Source organism: Sinorhizobium sp. RAC02, from assembly GCF_001713395.1.
Lineage (GTDB): Bacteria > Pseudomonadota > Alphaproteobacteria > Rhizobiales > Rhizobiaceae > Shinella.
Genome location: NZ_CP016450.1, coordinates 721,415 through 734,829 on the forward strand (window position 1 = coordinate 721,415; position 13,415 = coordinate 734,829).

At 63.3% G+C, this 13,415-nt stretch carries 13 protein-coding genes; 7 read left to right on the forward strand and 6 right to left on the reverse strand.

Annotated elements, in window-relative coordinates:
* Positions 1-2 precede the first annotated feature (2 nt).
* Positions 3-827 carry an ABC transporter permease gene (locus BSY16_RS03365; protein WP_069058366.1) on the reverse strand — a complete coding sequence of 275 codons (825 nt, stop codon included), beginning with the start codon at positions 825-827 and terminating at the stop codon, positions 3-5.
* Positions 824-1,741 (reverse strand): ABC transporter permease, encoded by a 918-nt coding sequence (locus tag BSY16_RS03370; protein WP_069061341.1) that lies wholly within the window; start codon positions 1,739-1,741, stop codon positions 824-826. The genes BSY16_RS03365 and BSY16_RS03370 overlap by 4 nt, the downstream gene beginning before the upstream one ends.
* Positions 1,742-1,977: 236 nt before the next feature.
* On the opposite strand from BSY16_RS03370, the gene BSY16_RS03375 reads away from it, so the two are divergent.
* On the forward strand, positions 1,978-3,393 hold the full coding sequence (locus BSY16_RS03375; protein WP_069058367.1) for an aminotransferase: 1,416 nt from the start codon (positions 1,978-1,980) through the stop codon (positions 3,391-3,393).
* A gap of 193 nt (positions 3,394-3,586) precedes the next feature.
* Entirely contained in the window at positions 3,587-4,657 is a 1,071-nt protein-coding gene (locus BSY16_RS03380) for a D-alanyl-D-alanine carboxypeptidase family protein (protein ID WP_069058368.1), read from the forward strand.
* A gap of 3 nt (positions 4,658-4,660) precedes the next feature.
* Here the strand turns inward: BSY16_RS03380 and BSY16_RS03385 are convergent, their stop codons facing one another.
* From BSY16_RS03385 to BSY16_RS03395, 3 genes are all read right to left on the reverse strand, one after another.
* On the reverse strand, positions 4,661-5,860 hold the full coding sequence (locus tag BSY16_RS03385; protein ID WP_069058369.1) for an aromatic ring-hydroxylating oxygenase subunit alpha: 1,200 nt from the start codon (positions 5,858-5,860) through the stop codon (positions 4,661-4,663).
* Positions 5,861-6,023: 163 nt separating this feature from the next.
* Entirely contained in the window at positions 6,024-6,260 is a 237-nt protein-coding gene (locus tag BSY16_RS03390; protein WP_069058370.1) for a hypothetical protein, read from the reverse strand.
* A 99-nt stretch (positions 6,261-6,359) separates the two neighbouring features.
* A complete protein-coding gene (locus BSY16_RS03395; RefSeq protein WP_069061342.1) occupies positions 6,360-7,151 on the reverse strand; it encodes a DUF1194 domain-containing protein in 792 nt (263 codons plus the stop codon).
* A gap of 184 nt (positions 7,152-7,335) precedes the next feature.
* Between BSY16_RS03395 and BSY16_RS03400 the strand changes: the two genes are divergently transcribed.
* Complete coding sequence (locus BSY16_RS03400) at positions 7,336-8,427, forward strand: hypothetical protein (RefSeq protein WP_150129860.1); 1,092 nt, start codon at positions 7,336-7,338, stop codon at positions 8,425-8,427.
* Between the two features lie 28 nt (positions 8,428-8,455).
* Here BSY16_RS03400 and BSY16_RS03405 read toward each other — a convergent pair whose 3' ends face one another.
* On the reverse strand, positions 8,456-9,064 hold the full coding sequence (locus BSY16_RS03405) for a TetR/AcrR family transcriptional regulator (protein ID WP_069058372.1): 609 nt from the start codon (positions 9,062-9,064) through the stop codon (positions 8,456-8,458).
* Positions 9,065-9,162: 98 nt separating this feature from the next.
* On the opposite strand from BSY16_RS03405, the gene BSY16_RS03410 reads away from it, so the two are divergent.
* From BSY16_RS03410 to BSY16_RS03425, 4 genes are all read left to right on the forward strand, one after another.
* Positions 9,163-9,981 (forward strand): Rossmann-fold NAD(P)-binding domain-containing protein, encoded by an 819-nt coding sequence (locus BSY16_RS03410; protein ID WP_069058373.1) that lies wholly within the window; start codon positions 9,163-9,165, stop codon positions 9,979-9,981.
* A 2-nt stretch (positions 9,982-9,983) separates the two neighbouring features.
* Positions 9,984-10,466, forward strand: a complete 483-nt coding sequence (locus BSY16_RS03415) for an anthrone oxygenase family protein (RefSeq protein ID WP_069058374.1) — start codon at positions 9,984-9,986, stop codon at positions 10,464-10,466.
* A gap of 64 nt (positions 10,467-10,530) precedes the next feature.
* Positions 10,531-11,949 carry an amidase gene (locus tag BSY16_RS03420; protein WP_286157177.1) on the forward strand — a complete coding sequence of 473 codons (1,419 nt, stop codon included), beginning with the start codon at positions 10,531-10,533 and terminating at the stop codon, positions 11,947-11,949.
* A gap of 250 nt (positions 11,950-12,199) precedes the next feature.
* Positions 12,200-13,390, forward strand: a complete 1,191-nt coding sequence (locus tag BSY16_RS03425) for a DUF2778 domain-containing protein (protein ID WP_083242817.1) — start codon at positions 12,200-12,202, stop codon at positions 13,388-13,390.
* The last annotated feature ends 25 nt before the right edge of the window (positions 13,391-13,415 follow it).

A 13,415-nucleotide genomic window follows, 5' to 3' on the forward strand; every position in this document is an offset into this window, starting at 1 on the left:
TCCTAGGGCAGCATGAGCGCCATCTGCGTGCGGCGTTCAGCACGGCGACGCAGGATTTCGGCGAGGGTCAGCATGAGGATGGAGGCAACGAGCATGATGGTGCCGAGCGCCAGCACGCCGGGCAGTTTGGCGGCGAAGCGCAACTGGCCCCAGATGTAGACCGGCAACGTCGGCTCGGTGCCGGACAGGAAGAAGGCGAGGATGAACTCGTCGAGCGAAATGGTGAAGGTGACGAGCAGGCTGGAGACGATGGCGGGCGCCACCACCGGCAGCGTCACGCGCCGGAAGGTGCCGATGGCGGTTTCGCCGAGATCGTAGGAGGCTTCCTCCAGGCTGCGGTCGAAGCCCTCGAAGCCGGAGACCAGCACCGACATGGCATAGGGCACGCAGAACACCGTCTGGCCGAGAATGACGGTGAAGAGCGAGAGTTCGACACCCATTGCCAGCACGATCATCAAAAGCGAGACGGCGACGATGATCTCCGGCAGGAAGAGCGGCGCCATGATGAGGCCTGTCGCCGCGCGCTGGCCGCGAAAGCGGTAGCGCGTGATCGCGCGGGCGGCGCAGATGCCGAGGATGGTCGACAGCAGCGCGACCGAGATGCCGACGACGAGGCTGTTCCAGGCTGCCTCCATCATCACCGAATTGCCGGCGAGCGAGCCGTACCACTTGGTCGTGAAGCCGGCGAGCGGGAAGGTGGTGGTGGCCGCATTGTTGAAGGAGAAGACCGGCAGCAGCAGAATGGGTAGGTAGAGGAACAGGAAATAAACCGCGACATAGACCGGCAGCCAGGGAATGAAGCGAAGGCGCTGCGTGAGAAGGCTCATTTGATCCTCCGCACGGTGAACTTCAGGGCGAGAACCACGGCGGCCGCCACGAGCGACACGAGGATCATCGTCGTGACCGAAAGGGCCGCGCCCAGCGGCCAGTTCGCGCCCTTGCCGAACTGTGCCTGGATGGCGGTGGCGATCATCACGCCGTCCTTGTCGCCGACGAGGCGCGGCGTCACGTAGTCGCCGACCGTCGGGATCATCACGATCAGGAAGGCCGAGATGACGCCCGGCAGCGACAGCGGCAGCGTGATGCGGAAGAAGGCGCGGATGCGGCTATCGCCAAGATCGCGCGCCGCTTCGATCAATGTGCGGTCCACCTTCTGGAGCGACACATAGATCGGTAGGATGGCGAAGGCGGCCCAGCTGTGCACCAGCGTGATGACGACGGCATTGGAGTTGTAGAGCAGCGAGGTCACCGGCTTGTCGATGAGGCCCATCGAGATGAGACCGGTGTTCATGACGCCGCCATAGCCCAGGATGATCTTCCACGACATGACACGCAGAAGATAGCTGGTCCAGCAGGGCACGGTGACGAGGAAGAGCCAGAGGTTCTTGTGCACGCCGCCATGGAAGGAAATGAACCAGGCGACCGGATAGGAGAAGACGACGGTCACGACGCTGACGGTCAATGAGATCCAGAGCGAGCGGACGAAAAGGTCGCGGTAGATCGGCTCGGTGAGCGCCTGCCGGTAGTTTTCCAGCGTGAAGGTGCGGTCGATGTCGAGATAGTTTTGCGTCCAGAAACTGTAGGCGATGACGATGAGGACCGGGAGAAAGAGCAGCGCCAGCGCGTAGAGGAAGGTCGGCGATACCATGGCGAGGCCGCGGGCCTCTTCGCTCCGCATCCAGGCCCGGCGCCTGGAGGGGGAGGGTGCGTCGTCGATCCTCTCGAACGCCGTCGCCGTCATCGTGCGGAACTCCAGCCGCGACAACTCTCATAAAGCGTGAGCTTTCCCGTTTCCATGTACGCCTGCCTTTTCGGCTTGGTGTGTTCCCGAAACGAAACATGCGCCCAAATCCCCGTTGAAATCAAGCCCTGTTTCTGCAATATTGATTGAACGAACATTCAATATGATTGGGAAACTTAAATTCTTTCATATTGTTGTGCGCAGAATCTTTTCGCAAACACATGATGGAGAGGGATATGGCGGCAATTCTGAAGACGGCGAACGAGCAGGCTGACGAGGCGGTCGACGATCTCACCCGGCTTGCGGAGCGCCATCTGGTGCAGCCCTGGCCGGTCTCCGGCTCCATCGGCGCGGAGGCGCGCGGGCGCATCGAATCCGGTGAGGGCATCTATGTGACAGATGCCGCCGGCCGCAAGCTGATCGATGGTCCTGCCGGCATGTGGTGCGTCAATGCCGGCCACCGCAACAAGGAGCTGGCCGACGTCATGGCGTCGCAGGCCATGGAGCTTTCCTACAATTCGCCCTGGTATACGACGAACACGCCCTCTGCCGTGCTGTCGGCGCGCTTGGCGAAGCATGCGCCGGATGGTGTCGACCATGTCTTCTACACGACGGGCGGCTCTTCGGCGGTCGAGACGGCGCTGCGCTTCATGCAGTTCGCCAACAATGTAAAGGGCCGGCCGGAGAAGAAGCTGATCGTTTCCCGACAGGGCGGCTATCACGGCTCGACCTTTCTCTCGGCCTCGCTCAACGGCCGGCCGCGCGACCATGACTGGATGGACAGCGCGTCCGACCTCGTCGTGAAGCTTTCCTGCCCGAACCCTTTCCGCCGGCCTGAAGGCATGAGCGTCGAGGCTTTCTGCGATTTCCTCGTCGAGGAATTCCGGCAGGTCATAGAGGAGAGAGGCGCGGACAGGATCGGCGCCTTCATCGCCGAGCCCGTCATGGCTTCCGGCGGCGTCATCGTGCCGCCGCCCGGTTACCTGAAGCGCATGCACGCGCTCTGCCGCGCAAACGATATCCTGTTCATCGCCGACGAGGTGGTGACGGCCTTCGGGCGGCTCGGTCATGTCTTTGCTTCGAAGGATGTCTTCGACATCGAGCCGGACATGATCACCTTCGCCAAGGGCGTCACGTCGGGCTATTTCCCGCTCGGCGGCGTGATGATCGCCGGACGGCTTTTCGAGGAACTGCGCCGGTCGAACCATTCCGAAGCGATGTTCGCACACGGGCTCACCTACTCCAGCCACCCGGTCGGCTGCGCCGTGGCGCTGAAGAACCTCGATATTCTGGAGGGCGGGCTTTTGGAGCATACGCTGGCGATGTCGGACCACTTCCAGAAAAGCCTGAAGGCGCTGGAGGACCTGCCGCTGGTTGGCGAGGTGCGGGGTCTCGGGCTGATGGCCTGCGTCGAATGTGTCGCCGACCGCGCCAGCAACAATCCGCTGACACTCGACCTCGAAGTCGGCAAACGCATCGACAAACATTGCCAGGAACTCGGCCTCCTGGTGCGTCCGCTCATTAACATGTGCGTGATGTCGCCGCCGCTCACCATCTCGCTTTCGCAGATCGACGACATGACGGCGATCCTGCGCAAGGGCATTGAGCTCACCATGGACGATCTTGTCCGCGAGGGGCTCTGGAAGGGCTAAGCCCTTCTGTAGAAAGTACGTTTGGAGCGACCATTCCCCGGTCCAAACGGTTGAGGCCCGCGAAAGCGGGCCTCTTTTTTGTGCGCCGTTTCCACAGGGAGACCGGCCGACCCGCCGGCTCGGGCGCCGCAGCAAAGGCTTGCGCTCATGCGGCGCATGATGGCATTAGGGCTCCTTCTTCGGAGAATGGCACATGAGCAACGACACAACAGCAAGGCGGCCGTGGGCGCGACTGGTCCTTATCGCATCGCTTTTTGCGTGGGCGCCGTTTGCCGCCGCCACACCGGCCAAGGCCACGCCCGTTCTCGTCGTCGATGCCGACAGCCGCCAGGTGCTCTACCAGGAGGATGCCGGCGCGCCGTGGTATCCTGCCTCCACGACCAAGCTGATGACGGCGCTCGTCGTGTTCGAAGCGCTGAAAGCCGGTGAAGTGACCATGTCGACGCCGGTGGTGATGACCCGCAATGCCACAAAGCAGGCATTTCTCGAGTCGGGCCTGACCTTCGGGCGGACGATGACGCTCGAAGACGCGCTCTATGCCGTGATTACCGCATCGGCCAATGACGTCGCCGTAGCCCTTGCCGAAGCCGTGGCATCCAATGAGGCGTCCTTCGTTGTGCGGATGAACAGGACGGCGGCGCGTCTTGGCCTCACCGGCACCCACTATTCCAATCCGAACGGCCTGTTCGACAAGACGAACTATACGACCGCGCGGGATCTCGCGATCCTGGGCATGGAGGTCGACCGGGTGTTTCCCGGATACAGGCGCTTTTTCCAGGCCTCTTCCGTCACGATCGATGGCAAGGAGATCAAGTCCAACAATCTGCTCCTGACCCGGTTCAACGGCACGATCGGCATGAAGACGGGCTTCATCTGCGCCTCCGGGCGAAACATTGTCGGGCTGGCGACACGCAACGGACGGCGCATGATGGTGGTCATCCTGGGTGCGACGACGGAACGCGAGCGCAACGAGCGCTCTGCGCAATACCTGACGCAGGCATTCGATGGCCGCCTGCCCGCAGGCGCAGGGCTTGTCGAGGGCCTGCAGAACCAAACCGGTGTGGCGCCGGAAGACATGCGCATTCGTCTGTGCACCGACAAGAGTGCGGCCTATGAGGCGAGCCGCGATGCCCTTTACCCGATGGGTCTGCCGGGGCAGGAAAGCTATTTGAAGGACCGGGTAACCGAGCAGGTTCACACCATCGCCACCTGGCCCAGCGAGCATCTTGAGGATGTGCCCCTGCCGAAGTCCCGTCCTTCGTAAAACCTAGTCCGGGCTTTTCAGGCCGGCATTGGTTTCCGCCATCGCCTTTTCCTCCGGCGCGTCCTTCAGGGTCATCACCGGCAGCACCTTGCGCAGGTGGTCATGATGGGTGCGCACGCCGTATTCGAGGTCGGAGAGGTAGAAGCCGGCAAAGGCGTTTGATGTCATGGCCTCGTTCGACCAGACGGTGAGCTGTACGTCTTCGGCCTGCGTGTCGCGATCGATGCGGAAGGCGAGGTAGCGGGCGAGGCGATGTGCGCGATCCTCTTCCCGGTGGCGGTAGATGCCACCGCGCAGCATCGTCTTGCCGACAGCGACGGGAAATTCCTGATAGAATTGCACGGTCTCCGGCGTGACGGCGATGACGCAGTTCGGGAAGAGGCCGAAATAGATCCAGGCCTTGCGCAACTGTTCCGGCAGGTGCGGATTCTCTTGCGAGATCTTCACATAGTTGCGCACGCTCCAGCGGCGGCCGGCATGAGGATTGTAGGTCGCGAAAGAGCGGCAAAGACCATTGATGAAAGGCTCGTCATAGTAGGTGGAGCCGTAGAGGTCCTGCAAAGCCGGATGGGCCATGGCGACGTGATAGCCCTCGTTGTCGACGTCGCGCACCGACTTCCAGTTGACCGGTGTCTCCTGCGTCCAGATTTCACCAGCCGGCACCATGTCTTCAGAGCGGTAGTGGGAAAGCTCCTGCTCGAACGGTTTCATCAGCTCGGCGACGTAGGGCTGCGGGCCGGGCGCGAAGCGGACGAAGACAAAACCCTGCCAGATCTCGCATTCGAGCGATTTCAGCGCGAACTCGTTCTTGTCGAGCGGCGGGAAGCTTTTGGGGCGCGCGGCACCGCGCAGCGTGCCGTCGAGATTGTAGACCCAGCCGTGGAAGGGACAGACCAGCGCGTTGCGGCAGGTTCCCTTGTCGTCGGCGACGAGGCGGGAGCCGCGGTGGCGGCAGATGTTATGGAAAGCGCGGACCTCGCCGTCCTGCCCGCGCAGGATGAGCGCGCGTTCGCCGATGGCATCCATGGTGAGGTAATTGCCGGGCTCCGGAATATCGGAGACATGGCAGGCGATCTGCCAGTGTTCGCGAAAGACATGCTGCTTTTCGAGGTCCAGCAGGGCAGGGCTATGATAACACCAACCCGGAAGCCCGCTTCTGTCCCAGTCATTCGGAACGCTGATATCGCGGATCATCTCGTTCATGGTGCTCCCCTTATTTTGCTGAACGTTCATTCAATATAAGCACGATTTCCGTGCAAAAGGAATAGCTTGAGAAAACACTCCGCTTCGATAATGGGAAAACCCCGGTCGCAGCGCGGCCGGGGCAGGGCGGATATCCGATGGAAAATCGCGGCGGCGCCTGATCTTAACGGCAGATTTTCAAACGCTTAACGATGAGGTTGCCCCACCTGTCATAGCGCTTGATCTTCTTCCAGAAGCAGTGGCGGTGGTGGCCGTAGTAGTGGGTGACATAACCGCGGTGATGACCGCCCCAGCCGTGGTCGCCACCGAAGCCGAAGTAGAAGCCGCCGGCCTGCGACGGGGCTGCGAAGGATACCGCTGCGATGGTCGCGACAACGGCGGACATGAGGAATTTGCGCATTTCAGTCTCCTCTCTTCCAGTGAAGGGATGAACCATTTCATCCGTAGGTTCACTGTCGCATAAGGGACTGGGCGGCGCTGTTTCGGGTGGAACAGGCCTTTATCGGTCGAGTTCAGGATAGTAGCGGTCCATACTGCTCGGCCGCAGTTTCTCGCCGATCATGCAATCGGCGTCCGTACCGGCGGTGCGGATGACGCGGGCGGGCGGTTCGACGCCGGAGACCTCCAGGATCAGCTTGCGGCGGATGGCGATGGCGAAGTCCTCGGGCTCCTGCACCGGCAGCACGAAGGCGCCGGGACCGCCGATAACGCAGTTGGAGTAGTAATCGTCGAGCGAACCATAGGCGGCCGAGGGCCGGATCATGATGGCAAGCCCGTTGATGATGATGCCGAGTGCGGTCGCGGCATCCCGCGCCGGTGTCACCGGTGGGCCGAAATTGTTGGGGCCATCGCCGGAAACATCGATGACGCGGCGCATGCCGGAATAGCTGTTGGCATCGAACAGTTTTGCGCCATAGGCGATGGCCCCCGAGATCGACGTGCCGCGGCGCGTGGCGATCGGGCGCGCCTCCAGCCGTGCGGCGAAGGCATTGGCTTCCTCGGGGCTGGATATGATCTGCCAGGGCAGGTGCGAACTGTCCTGGATCGTGCCCGCCCATTCGAAATAGCTGATGGCGATACGGCCGGTCAGGCCCTCGCGTACAGCATTGACGAAATCGGGGTGCCGCAGTGCATCCACATAGCCGGCGCGCTGCACCTGCGCTTCTTCCAGATCCATGGATCCGGACACATCAACCGCCAGCACCAGTTCGACATCCACCTCCTCCGCGGAGGTAGCGGCGATCTCGACACCAGCCGTCAGGCTCATCAGCAAGGCAAGCGTCGTCAGCATGACCATCACCCATCCGTGCATATCCCATTCATTAGATGGTGCACGATGGACGGTTGGAAAGGGTACGTGCTCTTCAAAAATCGGTGATGGCCGGCGAATAGTGCGCGGGTCGCATCCGTTGCCTTATGACCCGCGACTGCGGGTGCCGAACAGGGCTTGCCGCTTGGAGCAGAGAACGGATCACATGGGTTTCAAGGATATTTTTGCCAGGTTTCGCAGCAGGATATCAGGCGCAGGCGCCGCACCGGCAACGCCACTCTCCCCGGAAGAGCAATTGGTCCGCGACTACGACCTCTACCTCATCGATCTGCATGACGAAATGCCGGCCCTCATTCCACAGCGTGATGCCATGCGCGCGGCTTGGCACAGGGGTGATTTCGAGGTCTACCACCAGGCTTTCGAGGCCGCGCGGGCAAGCGGCGTCATCGCGGACAACGGCAAGCCACTCTATTCGCTCGTCAAGGACTGGTTCCTCGAGCCTTTCATGGCGCTGCCGGATGATGAGGCGGCTGCGCCGGAGCATGAAGACATGCTGAAACCGTTCCGGGATTTCTTCCATCGCAGCCCCTCGGCCTTTTCCGCCGCCACCTATGCCGATGCCCTGCGCGTCACCGCCTTCGTGCGGCGCGGCACCGGCTGGGGGCGCGATGTGCGGGCCGACCAGTGGCAGGGCTATGAGGAATTGCTGAAGGAGGCCGACGACGTGCTCGACGGCCATGCCGATCCCGAGAATTTCAGCTGGCGGATCAGCGACTATCGACGCTCGGCCAACGAGGGCGATTTCGAAACATTCAAGGCGCGCTTCGAGCGGGCCTTGCTGCTCGACCGCTACAACATAGACCTTTGCCGCTCGCATGCCCGCATGATCATGCCGCGCTGGCTCGGCCGCGACGCACAGGATCTGGAAGACTTTGCGCGGCGTGCCGCGGAGCGGACGAAGGACCGTTTCGGCCTCGGCTTCTATGCACTGATCCAGCAGGCGAACACCGATGTCGGCGACCATGAACTTGCCGATACGCTGTGTGATCCCGATCTGGTGAAACGGGGCTTCGAGGACTTGCTCGCCCGCTTTCCCGCGCCGAGCGTGATGAACCTCTATGCCGACACGCTGGAATGGATGGGCGACACCGAAGCGCTCGCCGACCTGCTCGAAACCCGGTTCAGGGTGATGGTGCCGCAGATATGGTATGGCGAAACGCGCAGCGACCAGATGTCCTATCTCTTCGCCACGCTGCTCGAAGCGGCGGAGGTTCTGGAAGGGCGAAAGCCCGGCTAGCTACGTATCGAGCGTCCGGGCGCGCGACTTACGGCGTCGTCAATTGCCGGATCGCCATGTGCTTGTAGGCTTCGACCAGCGCATCACCCTCCGGCCGCGCGACCGAGACGGCAAGGCGCATCGTCGCTTCGCCGAGATGCATGACGAGGAGGGCCGTTGCGTCGATCGTCTGCGGATCGCCGGCCGGCTGCAGTGCCTTCAACCGTTCGGCAAGCAGCGTGCCGTTGCGACGGCTTTCCTCCACCTCCATGACGCGCAGCGCACCGTCCGCCTGCACGGCGGACCAGATGTCGCGGATGACGGGTTCGCCAAGGAAGATCGCGTAATAGGTGTCGATCAGCGCGCCGAAGGCGGTGGCGAGATCGTCCATGCTGGTCACGGTGGCGAGACCTTCGGCGATGCAGGCGCGGCTGTCCTCGTTGCAGCGCTCGGCCAGCGCTCGCACCACGGCGCTCTTGTCCGGAAAATACTGGTAGAGCGAGCCGATCGAGATGCCCGTGCGCTGGGCAAGCTCGCTCATGCGCAGCGCGTCGCTGCCCGTTTCGGCAATCATCCCCGTCGCATTGGCAAGGATGGCGTCCACCCGTTCGCGGCTGCGCTTCTGGCTCGGCGCGCGGCGCATCTGCGTGTCGTTCATCGCTTTCTCCACGGCCCATTCAAATCACGCTTGACAAATACGAGGATTCCTCACATTTTGCAAACATGAGTATTGCTCATATTTTGGAGGATGAACGGATGACACGCATTCTGGTTCTGGGTGGCGAGGGCAAGACGGGACGGCCGATCGCCGAGCGGCTGCGCGAAAAGGGGCATGAGGTGCGGATGGGGTCGCGTTCGGCGGCGATCCCGTTCGATTGGCGCGACGCCTCCGGCTGGTCGGCGGTACTGGAGGGCGTCGAGGCCGCCTACATCGCCTATCAGCCGGACCTCGCCGTACCTGGCTCGGACGACGACATTCGCCGGTTCTCTCGCCTGGCCGCGGAAGCGGGCGTCACGCGCCTCGTGCTGCTTTCGGGACGCGGCGAGGATGCCGCGGAAGTCAGCGAGGAGGCGATGAAGGAGGCCGGCATCGCCTGGACGGTGCTGCGCGGCAGCTGGTTCTTCCAGAATTTCAGCGAAGGCCTGTTTGCCGAGCCGATCCTTGCCGGCGAACTGGTCCTGCCCTCGGCGACGGTACGCGAACCCTTCATCGATACGCGCGACATCGCCGACGTTGCGGTGGCGGCGCTGACGGAGGAGGTGCATGCCGGCAAGACCTATGAATTGACCGGCCCGCGGCTGATGACCTTCCGCGAGGCGACGGCGGAATTTTCCGCGGCCGGCGGGCGCGCGGTGACCTATACGCCAGTCACGATCGACGCATATGCTGCCATGCTGCGCGAGGCTCAGATGCCGGAGGATGTCATCTGGCTCGTCACCTATCTGTTCGGCTCGGTGCTCGACGGCCGTAACGAGGCGCTTACCCATGACATCGAGCGCGTGCTCGGCCGACCGCCGCGCGATTTTGCGGATTTCGCCCGCGACGTGGCTGAAACCGGTTTCTGGAGGACCTGATCATGGCAAGCGCCTTTCCCATCCTGACCTTCCTCGCCATCCTTGCGACGGCGCTGAACGCCGGCCTGTTCTTCATCTTCTCCGTCTGCATCATGGCCGCCTTCGCGCGCCTGACGCCGGCGGAAGGGGCTGCGGCGATGAACGCCATCAATGTCGTCATCCAGAACCCCTGGTTCTTCTCGGCCTTCTTCGGCGGCGCGCTGCTGTCGCTGGTGCTGGCTGTCCTCGGTTTCATGCAGGGCGGGGCCGGCGGGCTGATGGCGGCGGCGGGCGGCCTCATCTTCCTCGTTGCTGTCATCGGCGTTACGATCGTCTTCAACGTGCCGCTTAACAATGCGTTGGCCGCGGCCCCCGCCGGCAGCTCCGAACAGGCGGCTCTCTGGCAGCGCTATCTCGATGTCTGGACGATGTGGAACCATGTGCGCACGCTTGGTTCGCTCGCCGCGGTCGGGCTTTTCGCGCTGGCCTTCCGCCAAGGGCTCTGAGGCGGGCTGGCGCTCCTCCGTCGGGCCTGCTAGCTCTTCTGTCAGACCAATGCCGGAGCCGACCTTGCAGGACATTACCGCCCTTTCCGCCCTTGCCCTTTCCGCCGCCATTGCCGAACGCCGGCTCGATTGCCGCAGCGTGATGGCGGCCTACCTTTCCCGCATCGAGGCGATCAATCCGCGCATCAACGCCATCGTCAGCCTCCGCCCCGCCGAAGACCTTCTGGCCGAGGCAGAGGCGGCCGACGGGGCGCTGGCGGCGGGGGAGTATCGCGGCTGGCTGCACGGCCTGCCGTTTGCGGTGAAGGATCTCTCCGAGGCCAAGGGCATCCTTTGCTCCTTCGGCTCGGCGAATTATGCGGATTTCGTGCCGGATTATGACGACATCCATGTCGAGCGCATCCGCGCGGCGGGCGCCATCATCATCGGCAAGACCAATGCGCCGGAAATGGGCCTCGGCTCGCACAGCTACAATCCGGTCTTCGGCGTTACCCGCAATCCCTACGATACGGGCAAGAGCGCTGGCGGCTCCTCCGGTGGTGCAGCGGCAGCGCTTGCGGCACGGCTGGTGCCGGTCGCCGATGGCAGCGACATGATGGGGTCGCTGCGCAATCCTGCCGGCTTCAACAATGTCGTCGGTTTCCGCCCGTCCTTCGGCCGCGTGCCATCGCTGGGTAACGAGCTTTTCCTCGGCCAACTCGCGGTGAACGGCCCGATTGGGCGCAGCGTCGCCGATGTCGCGGCACTGTTCGCCACGCAGGCGGGGCATGATCCGCGCGATCCGTTGTCGCTGACCGACGAAAGCCTTTCATTGAATGCGCATCGCGACCTTTCCGGCGCCCGTATCGGCTGGCTCGGCGATTTCGGCGGCTATCTGCCCTTCGAGCCTGGCGTGCTGGAGTTGTGCCGCGCCTCGCTCGACGTCTTCCGCCGGCTTGGCTGCACGGTCGAGGAGGTCGCGCCCGGCTTCGACATGGCGCGGCTGTGGCAGACCTGGCGCACGCTCCGCCATTTCCTCGTCGCCAACGGGCAGGCGGAGGACTATGCCGATCCGGCGCGGCGCGCACGCATGAAGCGGGAGATGATCTGGGAGGTCGAGAACGGTCAGCAGCTGTCCGCCAACGACGTCTATGCCGCCTCGCTGGCACGCAGCGACTGGCATCGCCATGTCGCCGGCCTCTTCGAGACTTACGATTTCCTCATCCTGCCGTCGGCGCAGGTCTTCCCCTTCGACGCGGAGCTGGACTGGCCGAAGGCCATCGACGGGCGGGCGATGGATACCTATCACCGCTGGATGGAAGTGGTGATCGGCCCGACGCTGGCGGGGCTTCCCGTCGCCGCTATGCCGGCCGGTTTCGGCGCGAATGGACTGCCGGCAGGCATCCAGATCATCGGCCGGGCGCGGGCTGACCGTGACGTGCTTGCAGCGGCGGCAAGCTACGAAAAGGCGACCGACTGGCTTGGCCAGCATCCCCAATTCTAGGGAGGCGGGGCGGTCCGACACGTCATTGCCGCATTCTCGTGACAGGCAGCCTTGCCGGATGTTGAGGACCTTCCGGCGGATTCCTTCAAAAACACGAGGCGCCGTTTAGGAATTGCTTACCATATTTCGTCATTCTTTGCTCGTTCGGCAGAGGTCCGGCGCAGGTCGCGCCGCTCGCCGCCAGCGTAACGGCTTTCGGAGCGTCATTTCCGCGGCCGCGTCGAGTAACGAGTTTCGGGTAACGAGTATCATGGCGTCTGTGTACGAGTCCGCGCGTTCCGCGTCCAAATCCCGTCGGGGTCGTTCCGGGGGTATCCTTCTCAGCGCATTGCTTGCCTGCGGCGTCATCGCCGGGTCCGCCTGGGCCGTCGTCTCCACGCTCGGCGCGATGCAGGATGCGGTGTCCTCGCTTTCGGAAGGCAAGAAGGCGATTGCCGCGTCCCTTCACGGCAAGTCCGTAGTCACCGACAGGAACCGTGCCGAGCGCACGGTGAAGATCGCAAAGTTCTCCCGGCTTTCGCAGCCTTCTGAAAGCGAACGCCGCCAGAAGCAGCTGACCGCCGAAGCGGTCCAGGTCGCGCACCAGCGCCGCATTTCCATCCAGTTGGCCTCAGCCGTCAAACGCGAGAAGGCCAAGGCGGCGCTCATCGAGGCGGCCGTTGCGCGCGCCGAGCGCTCCGTCGAGCAGGAAAAGGCGATCACCGGTCAGCCGACCATGGTGACGGCGCTGCTTCCCGACGAATCCGCCCGCAAGAATATCCAGCCCTTCGGCCTCGTCATGCAGAAGCCGGAGACCGACGAGGAGAGCATCCTCAGCGAAATTCCGTTGCCGGAAGCCAAGCCGGCGCTTGAGACCGTCACCATCGAGCGCAAGCCGGTGGAAGAAAAGCCGGTCGCCCGCACGCGGCGCGAAAAACAGGACGACAAGGAAGACGTCGCCATCGCGAAGCCGGAGCGCTCGCTGTTCAACGATTTCTTCAAGAGCAAGGGCAGCGCAACCGGCTGGCCGGGCAAGGGCACCCGGGTGGCGATCTATGACGTCTCCAACGCGACCGTCTACATGCCCGACGGCACGAAGCTGCGCGCCCATTCCGGCATCGGCAAGATGCGTGACAATCCGGACTACGAGCACGTCAAGATGACCGGCCCGACGCCGGCTGGCATCTACCGCCTGAAGATGCGCGAGCGGCGCTTCCATGGCGTCGAGGCGATCCGCATGACATCGATCGACGGCCGCGACCCGAAGAACCGCACGGGACTGCTGACGCACACCAACCTGCTGCGCGGTCAGAAGGGCTCGCACGGCTGCGTCGCCTTCCAGAACTACGAGCCGTTCCTCAATGCCTTCAAGCGTGGCCACATCACCATGATGGTCGTGGTACCGGAACTGCCGTCGTCGCGCACACGGCTCGCGGCGCTCTACCGCAAGGCGGGCGCCTGAGATTTACGGATATTTGTGATGAGAC